The 19,442-nt window shown below is 72.6% G+C and carries 18 protein-coding genes; 4 read left to right on the top strand and 14 right to left on the bottom strand.

Going from position 1 to position 19,442, the window contains the following annotated elements; all coding sequences use genetic code 11:
• Positions 1-75 precede the first annotated feature (75 nt).
• A complete protein-coding gene (locus tag MKK60_RS24960) occupies positions 76-1,497 on the top strand; it encodes a DUF2254 family protein (protein WP_243933682.1) in 1,422 nt (473 codons plus the stop codon).
• A gap of 216 nt (positions 1,498-1,713) precedes the next feature.
• Here the strand turns inward: MKK60_RS24960 and MKK60_RS24955 are convergent, their stop codons facing one another.
• The 9 genes from MKK60_RS24955 to ybgF form a co-directional block, all read right to left on the bottom strand.
• On the bottom strand, positions 1,714-2,307 hold the full coding sequence (locus MKK60_RS24955) for a DUF2147 domain-containing protein (RefSeq protein WP_243933683.1): 594 nt from the start codon (positions 2,305-2,307) through the stop codon (positions 1,714-1,716).
• A gap of 9 nt (positions 2,308-2,316) precedes the next feature.
• The gene (locus MKK60_RS24950; protein WP_243988930.1) at positions 2,317-5,415 is read right to left on the bottom strand and encodes an efflux RND transporter permease subunit; all 3,099 of its coding nucleotides are present in this window, start codon (positions 5,413-5,415) and stop codon (positions 2,317-2,319) included.
• Positions 5,416-5,460: 45 nt separating this feature from the next.
• Positions 5,461-6,696, bottom strand: coding sequence for an efflux RND transporter periplasmic adaptor subunit (locus tag MKK60_RS24945; protein ID WP_243988929.1), 1,236 nt, complete (start codon positions 6,694-6,696; stop codon positions 5,461-5,463).
• A complete protein-coding gene (locus MKK60_RS24940; protein ID WP_243988928.1) occupies positions 6,693-7,322 on the bottom strand; it encodes a TetR/AcrR family transcriptional regulator in 630 nt (209 codons plus the stop codon). Before MKK60_RS24940 ends, MKK60_RS24945 begins: the two co-directional genes overlap by 4 nt.
• Positions 7,319-7,585, bottom strand: coding sequence for a hypothetical protein (locus MKK60_RS24935; RefSeq protein WP_243988927.1), 267 nt, complete (start codon positions 7,583-7,585; stop codon positions 7,319-7,321). Before MKK60_RS24935 ends, MKK60_RS24940 begins: the two co-directional genes overlap by 4 nt.
• Before the next feature lie 158 nt (positions 7,586-7,743).
• The gene (gene glmM, locus MKK60_RS24930) at positions 7,744-9,084 is read right to left on the bottom strand and encodes a phosphoglucosamine mutase (RefSeq protein WP_147728677.1); all 1,341 of its coding nucleotides are present in this window, start codon (positions 9,082-9,084) and stop codon (positions 7,744-7,746) included.
• Positions 9,085-9,313: 229 nt separating this feature from the next.
• A complete protein-coding gene (gene ftsH / locus MKK60_RS24925) occupies positions 9,314-11,236 on the bottom strand; it encodes an ATP-dependent zinc metalloprotease FtsH (protein WP_147728678.1) in 1,923 nt (640 codons plus the stop codon).
• 3 nt (positions 11,237-11,239) lie between these two features.
• Positions 11,240-12,454, bottom strand: coding sequence for a tRNA lysidine(34) synthetase TilS (gene tilS / locus MKK60_RS24920; protein ID WP_409567453.1), 1,215 nt, complete (start codon positions 12,452-12,454; stop codon positions 11,240-11,242).
• Positions 12,451-13,440, bottom strand: a complete 990-nt coding sequence (gene ybgF / locus MKK60_RS24915; protein WP_243988926.1) for a tol-pal system protein YbgF — start codon at positions 13,438-13,440, stop codon at positions 12,451-12,453. Before ybgF ends, tilS begins: the two co-directional genes overlap by 4 nt.
• 230 nt (positions 13,441-13,670) lie before the next feature.
• On the opposite strand from ybgF, the gene MKK60_RS24910 reads away from it, so the two are divergent.
• Positions 13,671-14,084 carry an SRPBCC domain-containing protein gene (locus tag MKK60_RS24910; RefSeq protein WP_243988925.1) on the top strand — a complete coding sequence of 138 codons (414 nt, stop codon included), beginning with the start codon at positions 13,671-13,673 and terminating at the stop codon, positions 14,082-14,084.
• A 143-nt stretch (positions 14,085-14,227) separates the two neighbouring features.
• On the opposite strand, the gene pal is transcribed toward MKK60_RS24910, so the two are convergent.
• Entirely contained in the window at positions 14,228-14,743 is a 516-nt protein-coding gene (gene pal / locus MKK60_RS24905; protein WP_147729567.1) for a peptidoglycan-associated lipoprotein Pal, read from the bottom strand.
• Between the two features lie 422 nt (positions 14,744-15,165).
• On the opposite strand from pal, the gene MKK60_RS24900 reads away from it, so the two are divergent.
• On the top strand, positions 15,166-15,561 hold the full coding sequence (locus MKK60_RS24900) for a response regulator (RefSeq protein ID WP_147729566.1): 396 nt from the start codon (positions 15,166-15,168) through the stop codon (positions 15,559-15,561).
• 43 nt (positions 15,562-15,604) lie between these two features.
• Here the strand turns inward: MKK60_RS24900 and MKK60_RS24895 are convergent, their stop codons facing one another.
• The gene (locus tag MKK60_RS24895) at positions 15,605-16,633 is read right to left on the bottom strand and encodes a WcbI family polysaccharide biosynthesis putative acetyltransferase (protein WP_243988924.1); all 1,029 of its coding nucleotides are present in this window, start codon (positions 16,631-16,633) and stop codon (positions 15,605-15,607) included.
• Positions 16,634-16,722: 89 nt separating this feature from the next.
• Between MKK60_RS24895 and MKK60_RS24890 the strand changes: the two genes are divergently transcribed.
• Positions 16,723-17,790, top strand: coding sequence for a GSCFA domain-containing protein (locus tag MKK60_RS24890; RefSeq protein WP_147860066.1), 1,068 nt, complete (start codon positions 16,723-16,725; stop codon positions 17,788-17,790).
• A gap of 68 nt (positions 17,791-17,858) precedes the next feature.
• Here the strand turns inward: MKK60_RS24890 and hemC are convergent, their stop codons facing one another.
• The 3 genes from hemC to MKK60_RS24875 form a co-directional block, all read right to left on the bottom strand.
• On the bottom strand, positions 17,859-18,782 hold the full coding sequence (gene hemC, locus MKK60_RS24885) for a hydroxymethylbilane synthase (RefSeq protein ID WP_243988923.1): 924 nt from the start codon (positions 18,780-18,782) through the stop codon (positions 17,859-17,861).
• 225 nt (positions 18,783-19,007) lie between these two features.
• Positions 19,008-19,307 carry an antibiotic biosynthesis monooxygenase family protein gene (locus tag MKK60_RS24880; RefSeq protein WP_147729054.1) on the bottom strand — a complete coding sequence of 100 codons (300 nt, stop codon included), beginning with the start codon at positions 19,305-19,307 and terminating at the stop codon, positions 19,008-19,010.
• Between the two features lie 28 nt (positions 19,308-19,335).
• Positions 19,336-19,442 (bottom strand): Kdo hydroxylase family protein (locus MKK60_RS24875; RefSeq protein ID WP_243986802.1); only part of this gene is annotated, 107 nt, incomplete at its 5' end.

Here is a 19,442-nt window from a genome sequence, read left to right as displayed (position 1 = left end):
GCTCTCGCGCTTCGGCCGGTCCTTTTCGGGTCGATGTCCGTATAGGGGGGGCACACAGGAGCGACGCCACCCACCATGCCAGCCATCGAGACGGTCCCGAACCGCGTCGTCGCCGCCGTCCGGCGGTCCTTCCGGCAGTTCCTGGCACTGCCGCTCGCGACGATCGTCGGCTTCGTCGGGCTCAATGCGCTGGTCTACCTCGCCGACCGCTCGTGGTCCGGCGGCGCGGCGCCCACGGGCTTCCGCTGGCTCGGCGCGCTGCTCGGAGACCGCGCCGCGCTCGGCGGCCTGCTCACCACCGTGGCGTCGAGCATCATCACCGTGACGTCGATCACCTTCTCGCTGCTGCTCATCGCCGTGCAGCAGGGCGCGGCCTCGCTCACCGCGCAGGTCACCGACCAGTTCATGGCCCGGCGCACCAACCAGTTCTACTTCGGCTACTTCGTCGGCCTGTCGGTCTTCGTGCTGATGACCCTGGTGACCAACACCGAGTTCCACCGGCCGGTCTTCGGCACGAGCCTGGCGCTGGTAATGACGACCTTCGCCCTCTGCCTCGTCATCGTGATGCTCTACAACACCATCGATCAGATGCGGCCCGAGCGCATCGTCCAGTTCATCCACGAGCAGATCCTCGAGGCCCGCGCCGACGACGAGCGCCTGCTCGCGCGCACCCGCCGGACGCCCCGGCCGGGCTGGGACGTCCGCGCGGTGGTGCGCGCGACCGAGCGCGGCTACGTCGTCGGCCTCGACGCAGACCGGATCCAGGCGGCGATCGCGCGCGCCGCGCCGGACGCCGTCGAGGTTCGGATGCGGGTTCCGGTCGGCACCTTCCGGGCGCTCGGCGACCCGCTCTTCGACATCCGGGCCCGGCCGGGCTTCGTGCTGGAAGCGGAAGCGCGGGAGGCGGTCGAGGCCGCGTGCGGGCGGGCGCTCACCTTCGACGACGGGCGCGACCTCGGGCACGATGCCGGCTACGGCCTGCACCAGCTCGCGACCATCGCCTGGACCTCGGTCTCGACCGCGAAGTCGAACCCCAGCCCCGGCCGCGTCGTCCTCCTGGCTTTGCGCGACATCGTCGCCCGCTGGAGCCCCGGCGAGGTCGACCCGCCGGAGGCACTGGGCGCGCACGTGATCCTGGCCGACCACGCCCCGACCGCGGCCACCGATGCGCTGGAGGCGGTGATCGTCGTCGCCTCGGAATCGATCCAGTGCCAGACCCTCGCCGAGGCGATGGACAGCCTGGCGATCCTGCTCGGCCACGTCGCCGCGCCGACGGCCGACCGCCTCGCCGGCATCGCCCAACGCTCGCTCTCCGCCCTCGGCGAGCACGTGCTGACCCGCGAGCTCGAAGCCGCCCTCGACGGCCTCGCCGCGGCGTTGGCCACGCGCGGCTTCGACGACGGCGCGGCGGCGGTCGCGGCGGCGACGCGGGCGCTGGCCGAAAGCCACGGCACGCTCAACTCGCGATCGACCCGCGTGCCGGGAACCACCGGCTGACCCGCCGCGGACAGCGGGCCCGTTCTCGGGAACTTCCGGCCACTCGTCCCGCCCGCGCCCTCATCCTGAGGTGCTTGCGCGAAGCGGACGCCTGGAAGGAGGCTCCCGGGGATCGCGCGACCACTGGAAGGCTCCTTCGCGGCGGCCGCCGCGCGGCCGCACCTCAGGATGAGGGGGTGGTTTGGGGCGAGGCGCGTTCGCCAGAACGCCGCGCCGCTACTTCGGCGCGGTCGCACCCGCCGGCTTGGCGGCCGCGGGCTTCGGCGCGGCTCCGGGCTTCCCCGCCCATTCCGGGTCCGAGCGCGGGCCGCCGGGGGTGTCGGTCGCGGCGGTGAGCTGGCCGGGCACCACGTCGCCCACCCGCGTCCAGGTCTGGGTCTGGCACAGCACGGAGATCAGGCAGCCCTTCACCGACAGCTCGGCGGGGGTCTCGCTCCAGATCGTCACGTCGTAGGACTTGCCGTTGTCGCCGTTGTAGATCTTGCCGACGAACCGGCCCTCCTCGTTGCGCTTCAGGCCGAGGATCATCTGGTGGCCGAGGAGCGGCCGGGCCTGCCGCTTCGGGTCGGGGTTGTAGCGGTCGATCTTCGGCTTGCCGTCCTCGCCCAGCGGCTTCGAGCCCCAGACGACGTAGCCGCACAGGTTCGCGCCGCCCGGCCCGCAATGCTCGGTCCGCACCCGGGCGCGCCCGTCCTCGGTGAACCAGGTGCCGGTGGGGTCGGCCGCGGCCGCCGGGCTGGCCCCGAGGGCGGAGGCGGCGGCGAGGCCGAGGAGGGCGAAGGTCGAGACGCGGGCGGACATGACGGTCATTCGGTTTCCTCAGGGGGAAGGGGAGGGATGGGCCGCGGGCGCGGTGCCGGCCTCGTCGCGGGCGCCGACGAAGCGGCCGAGCACCCGTCCGAGGACGCGGCTCAAGCCCTCCATCAGCAGGAACACCGCCGGCACGAAGACCAGCGAGAGCAGGGTCGAGACGATCAGCCCGGCGATCACCGCGACCGCCATCGGCGCGCGGAACTCGCCGCCGACGCCGAGCGCCATCGCGGAGGGCACCATGCCGGCGGCCATGGCGATCGTCGTCATCACGATCGGGCGGGCACGCTTGCGGCCGGCCTCGACGATCGCGGTAACGGGATCGACGCCGCGTCCCATCTCCTCGACGGCGAAATCCACCAGCATGATCGCGTTCTTGGTCACCAGCCCCATCAGCATCAGGATGCCGATCACCACCGGCATCGAGATCGGCATGCTCATCACGAGCAGGCCGAGGATCGCGCCGCCGATCGAGAGCGGCAGCGAGAACAGGATCGTCAGCGGCTGCAGGAACGAGCCGAACAGCAGCACGAGCACGGCGTACACCATCATGATGCCGGCGCCCATCGCCAGAAGGAAGCCGGAGAAGACCTCGCCCATGATCTCGGCGTCGCCGGTCTGGCGGATGGTGACGCCCGGCGGCAGGCTCTTGGCGGTCGGCGTCTCCAGCGCCTGGGCGATCAGCGAGCCCAGCGCGTCCGAGCCCTCCATGTTGGCCTCCACGGCCACGCGCACGACGCGGTCGTAGCGGTCGATCGCGCCCGGGCCCTGGTCGAGCTCGATGTCGGCCACCGCCGCCAGCGGCACCGCGGTGCCGTTGTTGGCCGGCACCTTCAGGTTCTCCAGCCGCGAGACCGTGCCGCGGGCGCTGTCGGGCAGCTGCACCCGGATCGGGATCTGGCGGTCGGCGGCGTTGAACTTGGCGAGGTTCAGGCCGATGTCGCCGATCGTTCCGACCCGCACCGTCTCGGCGATGGCGTCGGTCGAGACGCCGAGATCGGCCGCGACGCCGGGCTTCGGGCGGATGCGGACCTCGGTGCGGTTCAGGGGCGCCGTCGACATCACCGCGACGAGATGGGGGATCGCGGCCATGTCGCGCTGGAGCCTGGCGGCGACCTCGGTCACCACGCCGGCATCGGGGCCGCCGACCACGAGGGCGAGGTCGCGCTGGCCCGAGTCGCGCAGGGACCACGAGCGGATGTCGGGCTCCTGCGCGATCAGCCCGGCGATCTCGGTCTCGACGGCGGCCTGCGACTGGGCGCGGGCGTTCTTCGGCGTCAGGTTGACGGTGAGCGTGGCCAGCCGCGTCTCCCGCTTGCCGCCGACCTGCCGGCCGCCGTCGACGAAGACCGAGACCACCTCGGGCAGGGCGCGGATGCGCGCGACCACCCGGTCGGACACGGCGATGGTGTCGGCGAGCCGCGCGCCCGGCGCCAGCTCGAGCATGAACAGGGTGCGGGCGTTGTCCTGCTTCGGCACGAAGCCGGAGGGCAGCAGGCCGGTGGAGGCGAGCGAGCCGGCAAACAGGGCCAGCCCGACGAGGAGGGTGACCACCCGGTGGCGCACCGACCAGCCGACGAGGCGGCCGTAGGCGCGCATCACCGGCCCCTCGCGCTCCGCCTGGTGGGCGTGGTCGCGCAGGAAGTAGGCCGCGAGCATCGGCGTGATCAGCCGCGCGACCAGCAGCGACATGAACACCGAGACCGCGATGGTGAGCCCGAACTGGATGAAGTAGCGCCCGGCGATCCCCGGCATGAACGACACCGGCGCGAACACCGCGATCAGGGTCGCGGTGATGGCGATGACGGCGAGCCCGATCTCGTCGGCGCCCTCGATCGCCGCCCGGTAGGCGGACTTGCCCATCCGCATGTGGCGGACGATGTTCTCGATCTCGACGATGGCGTCGTCGACCAGGATGCCGGTCACCAGGGTGATCGCCAGCAGGCTGATGCCGTTCAGGGTGAAGCCGAGCGCGTCCATCGCCCAGAAGGTCGGGAACACGGAGAGCGGCAGGGCCAAGGCCGCGATCAGCGTCGCGCGCCAGTCGCGCAGGAACAGGAACACCACCAGCACGGCGAGCGCCGCGCCCTCGATCAGGGTGTGCATCGCCGAATCGTAGGAGCCGATCGTGGCCGAGACCGAGGAGTCGATCCTTTCGAATTTGACGTCGGGGTAGCTGGTCGCGAACTCCGAGATCTTCCTTTCGACGCCGGCGGCGACCTCGGCGTCGCTCGCGCCCGAGCCGCGCGAGACCGCGAAGGCGACCACCGGCCGGCCGTCGAAGCGGGCGAAGGTGCGCGGCTCCTCGATCGCGTCCCGCACGGTGGCCAGATCCGCGAGGCGCACCTTGCGGCCGCCGGGCAGGACGATGGAGGTGGCCTTGAGGTCGGCGAGCGTCCGCGAGGCGGCCAGCGTCCGGATCGACTGCTCGCGCCCGCCGACCTCGCCGCGTCCGCCGGCCATGTCGGCCGAGGTCAGGCGCACCTGCCGGTTGACGTCGGCCGCGGTGATGCCGAGCGCCAGCAGCCGGTCGGGCTGCAGCTCGATGCGCATCTCGCGCGCCACGCCCCCGACCCGCTCGACGCCGCCGACGCCCTTCACCCCCTGGAGGATGCGCGCGAACCTGTCCTCGACGAGCCAGGACAGGTCGGCGGGCGTCATCGCCGGCGCGGTGACGCCGTAGATCAGGATCGGCAGGCCGGCGATCTCGACCCGGCTGATCACCGGCTCGTCGATGGTGCGCGGCAGGTTGATGCGGATCTTCGAGACCGCGTCCTTGACGTCGTTGACGGCCCGGTCGGTGTTCACCTCGAGCCGGAACTCGACGGTGGTGACGGACGAGCCCTCGGTGATCGCCGAGGTGATGTGCTTGACCCCGCGCACGCCGGCGATCGAGTCCTCGACCCATTTCGTGACCTGGGTCTGGAGCTCGGAGGGCGCCGCGCCCGACTGCGTGATCGCCACCGAGACGATCGGCACGTCGACGTTCGGCATCCGCGTCACCGCGAGCCCGCGGAAGCTGACGAGGCCGAGCACGATCAGCACGAGGAACAGGACCAGCGGCCCGATCGGGTTGCGGATCGCGTAGGCCGAGACGTTCAGGCGCATCGGGCGGCCCGTTCCTTCTGCATCACTTGGCGGGGCGGCGTCGGCTCAGGGGGCGCCGGCGTCGGCGCTCGCCTCGGGCGACGGCGCCTCGGCCACGGCCGGGGCAACGGCCGCCAGCGGAACGGGGCGGACCTTGTCGCCGTCCCGCAGGAAGCTGCCGGCGCGGGCGACGACGCGCTCGCCCTCGGAGAGCCCGCTGCGGATCTCGATGTCGTCGTCGTCGGACAGGCCGGTGCGGACCTGGCGGGCCTCGACCGTGTCGCCGGCGACCACGAGGACGCTGCTGCGCGCCGGGCCGCCGTAGAGAACCGCGGCCTGGGGAACGGCGACGCCGCGGGTGCGGGCGATCTCGACCGCGCCGCGGGCGAAGGTGCCGATGCGCAGCCGCGGGTCGGCCTCGAGCCGGACGCGGACCTTGCCGAGCCGGCTCGCCCGGTCGACCTCCGGGTAGACCGCGCGGACGCTGCCCTGGACGCGTGCGCCCGCGCCGATCTCGATCCAGGCCGGGCGGCCCTCCCGCAGCAGCGGCAGCTTGGTCTCGACGACCTCGCCTTCGAGCTCGATCTCGCCCCGGGCGATCAGGCGGAACAGCGGCTCGGCCGCGGACGAGGCGGTGATGCCGACGCGCGCGGTGCGGCGGTTGACGATGCCGGCTTCCGGCGCGCGGATCTCGGTGCGGGCGAGCCGCAGCTCCAGCTCGTCGCGCACCGCCTTCGCCTGGGCCAGCTCGGCCTTCGCAATGACCAGGCCGTTGCGGGCGAAGGCGAGCTTGCCCTCGGCCTGGCGCAGGGTGGAGGTGCGCCCTTCCAGGATCGCCGCCGTGCCGTTCCCGGTCTGCATCAGCTGCTTGGCGCGGTCGAACGCGAGGCGCGCCTCGACGGCGGCGGCTTCCGCCTGCTCGATGGTGCTCTCGGCCTGCGGGACGGCGGCGGTGGCCTTGTCCACCAGGGCGGATTGCTGGGCGAGCTGGCGGTCGATCAGGTCGTGCGACAGGCGGGCGAGCACCTGGCCGCGGGCGACGCGCGCGCCCTCCTCGACCAGGACCTCGGTGACGCGGTAGCCGTCGATCTCGGGCGTCACCAGGATCTCGTCGCGCGGCACCAGCGTGCCGGTGACGACCACGCTCTCGACGATCTCGCGGCGCGCCGCCTCGACCACGCTGACCGCGGGCGCGGGGCTCGCCGCGGCGGGCGCCGGGGCGGTCTCGGCCCGTGCCGGCAGGGACAGGGGGAGCGCGAGGGCCAGGGCGGCGAGGCCGAGGCGATGGGCGCGAACGGTCATCGGCCGGTCTCCGCGGGCGTCGAGGCGAGGGGAAGGCGCCCGTCGAGGCCCGCATCGAGCAGGGCGAGGAGCTGGGCGACGGCGGCGGCCGGGTCGTAGCCGGGCAGCAGCGCCCGGTCGACGATGATCCCCTTCATCAGGGGGCCGAGCAGGGCGTAGAGCGCGGCCGGGTCGCAGGCGGGGGACCGCGCCAGGGCGGCGAAGGTCTCGACGAACCAGCCCCGCGCCTCGGCCTCGGCCCGCGCGGTCATCGCGGCGATCGCCGGGTTGCGCGTCGCCTCCGACCAGATGTCGACCCGCAGGATCGCGGTCTCGCGGGTGATCGAGACGAAGTAGCGGGTGATGATGCCGAGCAGCGCCGCGCGGCGGTCGCCGTCGCGCTCCAGCTCGGCCACGAGCAGGGCGCCGCGGGCGCGCTCGCACTCGGCGAGCCCGAGGACGAGGTCCTCCTTCGAGGCGAAGTAGCGGTAGACGTTGCCGGCGCTCATCGCCGCCTCGCGGGCGAGGTCCTGCATCGTGGTGCGGTGGAAGCCGTTGCGCACGAAGCAGGCCTCGGCCGCCGCCAGGATGTGCTCGCGCCGGGCCGACGGCTCGATCCGCGCCGCGACGGCGCTGCCGGCGCTCATCGTGCGAGGCTCGCCGCCAAGACGTGGGGCACGATGCGGCTCGCGTCCTTCGCGGGCGGGACGCCCTGGCAAGCAGCGGAACGAACCGCGAGCCCGGCACAGGACCGCGCCTGCCATCCGTCGGGACCGGCCCCGGTCCAGCCGATCAGCGCGACCCAAGCGAGCCCGAGGATCCCGACGAGCGCGAGGTTCGCCGGCGTGGCCACGGCGCGAAGCTCCGCGAGGCGGAGGGCGGTGCCGGGATCGGAAACGGAAAGGCCCATGGCGGATTCCTGTGTGCCGCCCCCGTGTAATGAACGTTCATTCTCACGTCAATGAACGTTCATTCTCAGATCGGCTCAGGAAGCGCGTCGTCGCCGCAGCCCGTCTTCCCTCCCCCCCCCCGGGGGGAGGGAAGACGGGATCGCTCAGGCCGAAACGCTCACGCCGCGGCGCGGGTCACCGCGTCGACGACCGCGTCGACGACGTCGTTGACGAGGCCGCGGTCGTCGCCCTCGGCCATCACGCGGATGACCGGCTCGGTGCCGGACGGGCGGATGACGAGGCGGCCGGCGTTGCCGAGGCGCTCGCGGGCGTGCTCGATCGCGGTGACGACGCTGTCGGCGCGCAGCGGCTCGCCGGAGCGATAGCGCACGTTCTTCAGGATCTGCGGCAGCGGGTCGAAGCAGTGGCAGACCTCGCTCACCGGCCGCGCGCTGCGCTGGACCACGCTCAGCACCTGCAGCGCGGCCACCAGCCCGTCGCCGGTGGTGGCGTAGTCCGACATGATGATGTGGCCGGACTGCTCGCCGCCGAGGTTGTAGCCGTGCTCGCGCATGTGCTCGAGCACGTAGCGGTCGCCCACCGCCGTGCGGGCGAGCGAGAGGCCGATCCCGCCGAGGTAGCGCTCCAGCCCGAGGTTGGACATGATCGTGGCCACGATCCCCGGCTGGGTCAGGAGGTCGTCCTCCTTCCACGAGCGGGCGACGACGGCCATGAGCTGGTCGCCGTCGACGACCTGCCCCTTCTCGTCGACGATCAGCACCCGGTCGGCGTCGCCGTCGAGCGCGATGCCGATGTCGGCGCGCAGCTCGCGGACCTTGCCGACCAGGGCGGCGGGCGCGGTCGAGCCGACGTCGCGGTTGATGTTGAAGCCGTCCGGCTCGACGCCGATGGCGATGACCTCGGCGCCGAGCTCCCACAGGGTCTCGGGGGCGACGCGGTAGGCGGCGCCGTTGGCGCAGTCGACCACGATGCGCAGGCCGTCCAGCGTCACGTTGCGCGGCAGCGAGCGCTTGGCGAACTCGATGTAGCGGGCATGCACGCTCTCGATGCGCTTGGCCCGGCCGAGCGACATGGAGCCGGCGAGCCGGGTGTGCAGCTCGCCGTCGATCAGCGCCTCGATCTCGCGCTCGATCGCGTCGTTCAGCTTGAACCCGTCCGGCCCGAACAGCTTGATGCCGTTGTCCTCGAACGGGTTGTGCGAGGCGGAGATCATCACGCCGATGTCGGCGCGCATCGAGCGGGTGAGCATCGCCACCGCCGGCGTCGGCATCGGCCCGAGCTGCAGCACGTCCATGCCGACCGAGGTGAAGCCGGCGATGAGCGCGGTCTCGATCATGTAGCCCGACAGGCGGGTGTCCTTGCCGATGACGACGCGGTGGCGATGGTCGCCGCGCTGGAACACCAGGCCCGCCGCCTGGCCGACCTTCAGCGCCAGCTCCGGCGTGATCACCCCGTTGGCCCGGCCGCGAATGCCGTCGGTGCCGAAATACTTTCTCACGAAACTCTCCGTCCCATCGGGCACGCGACGTTGCGGGCAACCTATCATCGATCGCACGGCACGCGCGGATCGCGTCCCGTTACGGTGAATCGACGCCGCCTCTTCCCTCCCCCGCAGAGGGGTGAGGGAAAACCCGCGCTGCGTCTCCCATGCCTGTCCGTCTCAGATGCTGGACATACGAAAAAGGGCGCCGTCGTGGCGCCCTTCCCGTTCGTCGGTGGTGAGGCTCTCAGCCCTGCGGCTGCGGCTCGAGGCCGCCGTCGCTCTCCTTCGGGCGGCCGCGGCCGGCCGACGGGACCGAGGAACCGCGGGCCGGCGTCGGGGGCACGTCGCCACCGTCGCGGACCGGGGGACGGCCCTTGAGCAGGTTCTTGATCTCGTCGCCGGACAGCGTCTCGTACTCGAGCAGCCCCTGCGCGAGCGCCTCGAGGTCGTCCTTCCTGTCGGCGAGGATGCGGCGGGCCTCCTCAAGGCCGGTCTCGACCAGGCGGCGGACCTCCGCGTCGATCTTCTGGGCGGTCGACTCGGACACCGTCTGCTGGCGGCCCATCGACATGCCGAGGAAGACCTCGTCGTTGTTGTCGCCGTAGGCGACGGTGCCGAGCTCAGGCGAGAAGCCCCAGCGCGTGACCATCATCTTGGCGAGCCGCGTCGCCTGCTCGATGTCGGACTGGGCGCCCGACGTCACCTTGTCCGGGCCGAAGGTCATCTCCTCGGCGATGCGGCCGCCCATCATGATCGCCAGCCGCGAGGTCATCTGCTCGAACGACATCGACAGCTTGTCGCGCTCGGGCAGCTGCATGACCATGCCCAAAGCCCGGCCGCGTGGGATGATCGTCGCCTTGTGGACGGGATCGGTGGCCGGCACGTTGAAGGCGACGATGGCGTGGCCGCCCTCGTGGTAGGCGGTGAGCCGCTTCTCGTCCTCGGTCATGACGAGGGTGCGCCGCTCGGCGCCCATCATCACTTTGTCCTTGGCGTCCTCGAACTCGTGCATCGTGACGATGCGCTTGCCGCGGCGCGCGGCCAGCAGCGCCGACTCGTTGACGAGGTTCATCAGGTCGGCGCCCGAGAAGCCGGGGGTGCCGCGGGCGATGACCTTGAGGTCGACGTCCGGCGCCAGCGGCACCTTGCGGACGTGGACGCGCAGGATGCGCTCGCGGCCGGTCACGTCCGGGTTCGGCACCATGATCTGGCGGTCGAACCGGCCGGGACGCAGCAGCGCGGGGTCGAGCACGTCGGGGCGGTTGGTCGCCGCGATGATGATCACGCCCTCGTTGGCCTCGAAGCCGTCCATCTCGACGAGCAGCTGGTTGAGGGTCTGCTCGCGCTCGTCGTTGCCGCCGCCGAGGCCGGCGCCGCGATGGCGGCCGACCGCGTCGATCTCGTCGATGAAGATGATGCAGGGGGCGTTCTTCTTGGCCTGCTCGAACATGTCGCGCACGCGGCTGGCGCCGACGCCGACGAACATCTCGACGAAGTCCGAGCCGGAGATGGTGAAGAACGGCACGTTGGCCTCGCCCGCCACCGCGCGGGCGATGAGGGTCTTGCCGGTGCCGGGGGGGCCGACCAGGAGCACGCCGCGCGGGATGCGCCCGCCGAGCCGCTGGAACTTCTGGGGGTCGCGCAGGAACTCGACGATCTCCTGCAGATCCTCCTTCGCCTCTTCCACGCCGGCGACGTCGTCGAAGCTGACGCGCCCGTGCGCTTCATTGAGGAGCTTGGCCTTCGACTTCCCAAAACCCATGGCGCGGCCGGCGCCCGACTGCATCTGCCGGGACAGGAACACCCAGGCGCCGATGAAGACGAGGATCGGCAGCCAGCTCACCAGCAGCTGGATGAACCAGGGCGTGTTGTCCGACGGCGGGCGCGCGGTGATCTGCACGCCCTTGCCCGAAAGCTTCGAGACGAGGCCCGGATCGTTCGGCGCGTAGGAGGTGAAGCTGCCGCCGCCGACGTAGGAGCCGGACACGTCCTGGCCCGAGATCACGACGGACTGGATCTTGCCGGCATCGGCGTCGTTGAGAAGCTGGCTGTAGGCGATCTCGCTCCCGCCGCCGCGGTGACCCGGATTCTGGAACAGGGTCACCAGGGCCAGGACGAGGAGGAAGATGACGACCCACAAGGCAAAATTGCGAAAATTCGGGTTCATCGATCAATCCCTGGGGCGTGTGGGCCGGCTGCCCGCCGCTGCGGGTTCGTCCGCGCACGCCAAGCCAATGTAGGCAGAGCCCTCCCCCTTGCCAAGTAAGTCGGGCGCCCCTGCGGCAAGGCCGTCCCCTCGCCTGGGCGGAGCGGGCCGGATCGTCACCCGGCGGGCCGGGTCGGCGGCGATGGCGAGCCCGCGCAGGGTGCGCCGCACCGCGCGCCCCGATCTTAGCGCCGGCAGCAGGTCGACGAGGACCAGCCGCTCCAGCCGCTCCAGCCGCCGCGGCAGCGTGCCGCCGGCCCGGTCGAGGGCGAGGTCGAGGACGCGCAGCGCGACCGCGTCGGGGAGCGCGGCGAGGATTTGGCCGTCGAGACGAAGCGGGACGATCGCCGCAGCACCCCCTCCCCCCACTGCGGGGGGAGGGAGAGGCGCGGCTCCCTCTCCCCCTGGGAAAGGGGGCCCGTGCGCGTTCGTTGACACGAGATCTGAATGCACGCTCGCGAAGGCCGCCGCCGCCGCCTCTCCCAAGGCCGCCTCGTCGCGGGCCGCGCGCTCGGCCAGGCGGACGAGGCGATCGACGCTGAGGCCTTCGCGTTCCAGCAATCGGCGCAGGCGCACCCGGCCGTAGCGCTCGTCGGCGTTCGAGGGGTCGCGCGCGAAGCCGACGCCCTGCGCCTCGCACCAGGCCACGAGGTCAACCTTGGCGATGTCGAGGAAGGGCCGCGCCAGCGCCAGCCCCGGCTCGAGCGGGCGCTCCCGCCGCATCCCGGCGAGGCCCGCCGGGCCGCTGCCGGCGATCAGGCGCATCAGCACCGTCTCGGCCTGGTCGTCGCGAGTGTGGCCAGTGAGCACGAGGCGTGCGCCGACCGTGCGCGCATGCGCGGCGAGCAGGCGGTAGCGGGCGGCCCGCGCCTCCGCCTGGATCGCGGCTCTGGGACGGACGCCCTCCCAGGGCAGGGTCGCGTGGGGCAGGCCGAGCGCCGCGGCGGCGCGGGCGACGGCGCGGGCCTCGTCAGCGGATTCGGGGCGCAGGCCGTGGTCCACCGTCGCGACGAAGAGCGCGCCGGCCCGGCACGCGGCGGCGGCGTGCATCAGGGCGGTGGAATCGGGCCCCCCGGAGACGGCGAGCACCACGGGCGCGTCCCCGGCGAGCCAAGGTGCGAGGGCGTTGGCGAGGGCGCGACGGATCCGGTCACCGGGATCGTCGCGCGGGTCGCTCACGCGGTGCAGCGCGCGCGCTTCTGCTCGCGCGCCACGCTCTGGCGCACGTTCGAGCCGGCGGCGGGGAACTTGCGGTCGAGCTCGGCCAGGGTCGCGCAGGCCTGCTCGCGCGCGCCCAGCGCGTTGAGCGATACGCCGAGCTTCAGCATCGCCTCCGGCGCCTGGGGCGAGCGGGCGTAGTCGGTCGAGACCTTCAGGAACTGCTCGGCCGCCTCGCGGTTGCGGTTGCGCTGCAGGTAGCTCTCGCCGAGCCAGTAGGTCGCGGCCGGGACGTGGCCGTCACGCGGGTGCGACTGGATGAACTGGCGGAAGGCCATCTCGGCCTGTTCGTAGCGCTTCTCGCGGATGTGGCCGACGGCGGCCTCGTAGTCGCTCGTCGCGTCCCCGCTGCCGGTGGCGGCGACGCTGGCCGGGGTGCGGGCCGGGCTCGGGAGCGCGCCGGTGGTGCCGACCCGGGCGGGCGGCGACAGGTCGACGGGCTCGTCGTAGCCGGGGGCGCCGCGGGTCTCCGCGTCCTCGCCGTCGTCGATCGCCGGCTCCGGCAGGCGCCGGGTCTGGGCCATCGGCGCGGCGGGAGCCGGCGCAGGCGCCGCGGCCGGGGCGGAGGGCTGGGTCGCGCCGAGCTGCATCGGCGCACCGGGGCGGCCGGGGCTCTGATCGGGGTCGAAGGCGTCGCCGCGCTTCTGCGGGCGGGCGGCGCCCGGATTGCCGCCGTTGACGGCGCCGGCCGGCTCGCGGCTCGGCGCGGGCGCGGCCTTGCCGCCGCCCTTCTCGTTGAGGCGGAACTCGACGTCCTCCTGGAACTTCCGAAGCTGCTCCTTGAGCTGCCGGTTCTCGTATTGCAGCGTCTCGATCTGCCCGGCCATCATCCGGGACTGGTTCTCGATCCGGTTGAGGCGCACGACGAATTCGGAGGCGTCCTGCGCCGCGGCCGGGGCGGCGAGGCTGAGGACGGCGCAGGAGGCGAGAAGCAGGCGGCGGAGCATGGTGGCACCGGTCGTGACAGGGAGCGCGCAAGGTCGGCGCGAGGCCGGTAGCAGATGCGCTCCAGCACGGCAAAGTTAAGGCGATGCCGGCTCGGGGGCCCTCGAGCCGCACGGCGAGGGCGGGCCTAGGGGGCCGGCCGCATGCGGCGGCGCCCCGGAAGTTGCCGCCACGACCGGCCTGGTGTGAGATGCCCGCCGCTAAGTCCCGAACGGCCGGATGCGAAGCCCCCATGCCGCAGGAACGGATCATCGTAGAAGCGACGGCGTCCGCGCCGGTCGGCGTCGTCCGGGACGCCTACACGATGCCGGATCGGATCACGCAGTGGAATTTCGCGTCCGACGACTGGCATTGTCCGACGGCGACCGTCGACCTTCGGGAAGGCGGCACGTTCACGGCGCGCATGGCGGCGAAGGACGGCAGCCTGGGCTTCGATTTCGTGGGAACCGACACCAGGATCGTCCCGAACGAACGGATCGAATACGCCTTCGGCGACCGTCATGCGGTGGTCGAGTTCACCGCGTTGGGCGACCGGACCGGCGTCACGGTCGCGTTCGATCCCGAGACCGATGTCCCCATCGCGCAGCAGCGCAGCGGCTGGGCCGCCATCCTCGGCAACCTCTGCCGACACGTGGCGAGAGGGTGAGCCGCGCCGGACGCGTCGGCCGGACGCGTCGCGGCGGGTGCCGTCCCCTGCTCGCCCCTGCCCCGATACGCCCGCCCGAGGAGGCCGCGGGGTGGTGGAGGCAGGATGGCGGGGTCGTCGGGCGACGAAGGTCGCGCCTGCGGTCAGCTTCCGGCGCCGCGATCGAGCACCGTCACGGCGCGGCGGTTCTGCGACCAGCACGAGATGTCGTTGCAGACCGCGACCGGGCGCTCCTTGCCGTAGGAGACGGTGCGCATCCGCCCGGCGGCGATGCCGCGCGAGGCGAGGTAGTCGTTCACCGCCTGGGCGCGGCGGGCACCCAGCGAGAAGTTGTACTCGCGGGTGCCGCGCTCGTCGGCATGGCCCTCGATGAGGAAGCTGTAGCGCGGGTAGCGCTGCAGCCAGGCCGCCTGCTTGTCGAGGGTGCCGGTGGCGGTGGGCGTCAGGTCGGTCGAGTCGGATTCGAAGAACACCCGGTCGCCGACGTTGACGACGAAGTCCTGCGCGCTGCCGGGGGTGGAGGCGCCGCCGCCGAAGGCGGAGGCGTCGGCGAGGTCCTTGTCGCTGCTGCAGGCCGAGACGGCGAGGCCGGCGCAGAGGGCGAAGCTCAGGGAGGCGGCGCGGAAGGTGGCGGCGCGGAAGCGCGCGGATCGGGGCATGTCTGTCACTCCACGAGCGGACGGTGTGCGCCGGCCCAGTCCCGGGTCGCGGCAGGTCGGCGCGTTGATGTCCGCGCGATCAAACGAGATTGGGCTTTAGGCCTGTCGGGTTAAGCGAAGGTTCCATCAAGCTTGACGCCGGGTTTCCAACGGAGCCGGCCCGCCGCCGATGTGTCGTGGCGCACGCAGGACTCGCGGCGCGCGGACCGACGTCGCGGGCCCCGTCAGGCACCCGCATTGCGGCGGCCGCGCGGCCCGGCCTCGCGCAAGCGTCGATTCGACCGGAGCGTTGCGGCGGCGCAACAACGGCGCGTCGCGGGCGAGCCCGCGCGGGCATGCGGGGCCGGGGGCGGCGCGCGTTAGGGAAGCGTTAACGCTCGCGGCCTCCACTGAGGCGAAACCTGCCGACCGGATCCACCCCGATGCATCCCGCCCAGAGCGTGCTCATTGTCGAGGACAGCTACCTGCTCCTCGAGATCGTCGCGTCGCTGTGCGAGACGCAGGGCATCCGCGTCATCGAGGCGTCGAGCGGCGAGGCCGCGCTGACGATCCTGCGCGAGCGCGGCCGCACGATCGACTGGCTGTTCACCGACATCCGCCTGCCCGGCCTGATCGACGGCTGGAGCGTGGCCGAGGCCTTCCGCGCGATGCATCCCGACCGGCCGGTGGTCTACACCTCGACCGCCCCCGGCCTGCCGCCGCGCGCCGTCCGCGGCGGCCTCTACCTGCGCAAGCCGTTCCAGATCCGCGACATCGAGCAGGTGGTGCGGATGATGGCGCAGGGCGTCACCGACGAGCCGCTCCGCGCCGCGATGTGATCGTCGCCCGGTCGCGCCGGGGCGTCACGCGACCCGCCCCGGCTCACACGGCCTCGGCGCGGAACATCGCGACGATCTCCGGCGCGCCGATCCAGGCCTCGACCCGCGCGCAGGCGAGGTCGCTCGGCTCCGCGGCGTCGTACAGGGCGAAGCTCGCCGCCAGGAAGCCGGGCAGGTCGTACAGGACCGGGAAGGCGTCGCCGCGGGGCTTGGTCTTGAACAGGTACGAGCCGGTGAGCCCGTAGATCTCGGCGATCGGCGGATAGACCGGCCAGACCACGTCGCGGGCGAGCTCGTCGCCGAGGTAGTCCTCGATCTCCACCGGCTCCGGCGCGAAGCCGCTCTCGACCAGCAGGCGCCGGGCGATGTCGGCGACGACGAAGACCTTCGGGTGGTTGATCACGTGCATGAAGGCGCCGCGCCGGCTCCAGCGGCTCATCTCGCGCTCGAGCCCGAAGGCGACCGTGGCCCCGCCGCCGATCAGCTCGCGGACCGCCGGCTCCCACTGGTCGAGATAGCCGAGCCGCCGGAACACGTCCTCGCGGAACAGCCGCCCGGCCTGGGTCGCGGTGAGGCCGAGGCGGTGGGCGCACAGGGCGATCGCCGAATGGTACTGCCCGAGCGGCGAGCGCGCGAGCTTCAGCGCCGCGAGGTCCTCGACCCGGCCGGCATAGACCATGTCCGGATGGAAGGCCGAGAACACGATCGTCGGAAACAGCTTGGTGCGCGGGTCGCGCCGGCGCAGGACCGCGATGTCGCCGCCGGGGAGCAGCCCGGCCGGGAACAGCTGCGAGAACACGTGGTCGGAGGCGGCGAGCGTCGACACCAGCCCGTCGATGTCGCCGTGGTCGCGCCCGAGCGTCCCCATCGGCAGGAAGCGCACCGGGCTGTTGGGCGCCAGCAGCCGCATCGCCTGGGCCACGCCGCGCGCCTGGCAGTTGCCGAGCACCGCGATGCGCGGGCCGCGCCGGCCCGCATCGGCAGCGGGCTTGGCGCGCCACGGTGTCGCCCAGGATGGCGGCGACAACGAGAACGCGCCGCGGGCGCGCCTAGGCAGATCGGACAGGGCCACGTTACGCGCCGGGTGCATCGGGTGGGGCGAAGAAGCTCGGGGCGCGTCGCCGAGGCGGTTGCGCCGGAGGTCGGAGGAAGGGTCTACAGATGACGTCCAATCCCTATAGCGGTCTACCGGCCGAGCGTTTCTGGCGCAAGGTCGTGACCAACGTCGCCCCCTTCGCCGTCGATCCGCGGCCGCGCGCGCCCTTCGCGATCGGCCAGGCCGACAAGGTCGCCACCGGCGGATCGTGCTTCGCCCAGCGCGTCGCCGAGGCGCTTCGGGCGGAAGGTTTCAACTACTACGTGACGGAAGCCGCCCCCGAGGGCACCGCGCCGGCGGAGGCCGACGCGCGCCAGTTCGGCACCTTCTCGGCCCGGTACGGCAACCTCTATTACACGCGCCAGTTCGTGCAGCTGTTCGATCGGGCCTACGGCCGGTTCGAGCCCGAGCTGAAGGCGTGGCTGCGCGAGGACGGCCGCTACGTCGACCCGTTCCGCCCCACCGTCGAGCCCGCCGGCTTCGCGGACGAGGCCGCGGTGGTCGCCGCGCGCGACGCGCATCTGGCCGAGGTGCGCCGCCTGTTCGAGACCCTCGACGTGTTCGTGCTGACGCTGGGCCTGACCGAGGGCTGGCGCTGGCGCGCCGACGGCGCCGCCCTGCCGCTCGCGCCCGGCGTCGCCGGCGGCAGCTACGATCCGGCGCTCTACGAATGCGTCAACGCCGGCGCGGCCGAGGTGCTCGCCGACCTGCAGGGCTTCCTCGAACGGCTCTGGAGCGTGAACCCGACCGCCCGCATCATCCTCACGGTCTCGCCGGTGCCGATGATCGCCACCTACATGGACCGGCACGTGATGGAGTCGAACAGCTACTCGAAGTCGGTGCTGCGCGTGGCGGCCGGCGAGGCCTGCGCCTCCGGCGACCCGCGGGCGGTGTACTTCCCGGCCTACGACATCGTCACCAGCAACGTGAATGCCGGCCGCTACTACAACGACGACCTGCGCACCATCAACGACGCCGGCGTCCGCCACGTGATGCGCTCGTTCCTCGCCACCTTCGCCGCCGACCGCACCGCCCCGGCCCCGGTGCAGGCCGCCCACGACTTCGCCGCCGAATACGAGGGCACGGCGGGCGTGATCTGCGACGAGGAGCAGATCGAGCGCAGCGTGGCGTGAGGGGACGACGCGACCCGTCCCTTCCCTCCCCCGCAGAGGGGGAGGGAAGCGCGCGTCGCGGATAGCCCCTACTGCAGGTGCTTCGTGTAGACCTCGCCCGCCGCCGCCTTGATCGCCGCGCCGCAGTCGCGCCCGATCCGCTCGGCGTCGGCGACCGGGCCCGCGCGCGAGGCGGCCCAGTGGCGGCTGCCGTCGGGGAGGAAGAGCAGGCCGTCGAGGCTGAGGGTGTCGCCCTCGATCCGCGCCAGCGCCGCGATCGGCGTGCGGCAGGATCCGTCGAGCTCGGCCAGGAGCGCGCGCTCGGCGCCGATCGCCGTGGTGGTGCGGGCGCAGGCGAGCGGCGCCAGCAGCGCGTGGATCTCGGCATCGCCCGCGCGGGCCTCGATGCCGAGCGCCCCCTGCGCGACCGCCGGCAGCATCTCCTCGACCGAGAGCACCGAGCGGGCCATGCCCTCCAGCCCGAGGCGCTCGAGGCCAGCGAGCGCCAGCAGCGTCGCGTCGCACTCGCCGGCCTCGAGCTTGCGCATCCGGGTGTTGGCGTTGCCGCGGAGCGGCACGATGCGCAGGTCGGGGCGCCGCATCAGCACCTGCGCCGCGCGCCGGAGCGACGAGGTGCCGACCCGCGCGCCCGCGGGCAATTCCGAGAGCCCGGCGGCCCGCGGCGACAGGAAGGCGTCGCGCGGGTCGTCTCGGGCGAGGATGCAGGCGATGACCAGCCCCTCGGGCAGCCAGGTCTCGACGTCCTTCATCGAGTGGACCGCCACGTCGACCTCGTCGGAAAACAGCGCCTGCTCCAGCTCCTTGGTGAACAGCCCCTTGCCGCCGATCTCGGAGAGCGGCCGGTCGAGGATCTTGTCGGCCACCGTGGTGACGACCACGAGCTCGGTCTCCAGGCCCGGGTTGGCCGCCACGATCCGGTCGCGGACCATGCCGGTCTGGGCCAGCGCCATCGGGCTGCCGCGGGTGCCGATGCGGAGGGGACGCTGGATCATGTGCTTCTTGTCTCGCCCGAGCTTTGCGCGAGCATCGTCGGCGGCGGCGGGCGACGCAAGCGCTCGATCCGCTCCGACCCCGTCATTCCGGGGCTGCGAAGCAGAGCCCGGAATCCAGAGCCGCCGACAATGCCCATGACTTTCGCGTCGGCGTGTCCGGACTCCGGGCTCGCCTGCGGCGCCCCGGAATGACGGTGGAGGGGGCCGTCAGCGTCGCGCGCGTCCTCAGAACGCCTTCAGCACCCGTTCCGTGTGCTCCACGGCCGGCGGGCTCGCGAAGCAGGGGGAGACCAGGGCGCGGTAATCCTGCCACGGCTGCGAGCCGGTGAAGTCCCGGGTGTGGGCCTCGAGCGTGTCCCACTCGATCAGCAGGCGGTAGCGCTGCGGATGCTCGACCGAGCGCCGCACGTCGAAGCTGCGGCAGCCGGCGGCGACCCGGAAGATCTCCGCGGCCTCGGCGATGCCGGCCTCGAACGCCGCCTCCATCCCGGGCTTGATCTCGACCTGCGCGATTTCGAGGATCATCGGTGTCGTGTCCTTTGCGGCGGGAGGCCTACTGGAGCGGGCGGCCGAGCTTGCGCGCCAGGATCCGCTGCGGGCTCTTGTCCGGGTCGGCCTGGGCGGAGACCGGCAGGTAGGCGGTCTGCTCCAGCATGTAGC

The sequence above is a fragment of the Methylobacterium sp. J-092 genome, from assembly GCF_022829325.1.
Taxonomy (GTDB): domain Bacteria; phylum Pseudomonadota; class Alphaproteobacteria; order Rhizobiales; family Beijerinckiaceae; genus Methylobacterium.
The sequence above is the reverse complement of the archived record's forward strand: the minus strand, read 5'-3'. Positions and strand labels throughout refer to the sequence as shown.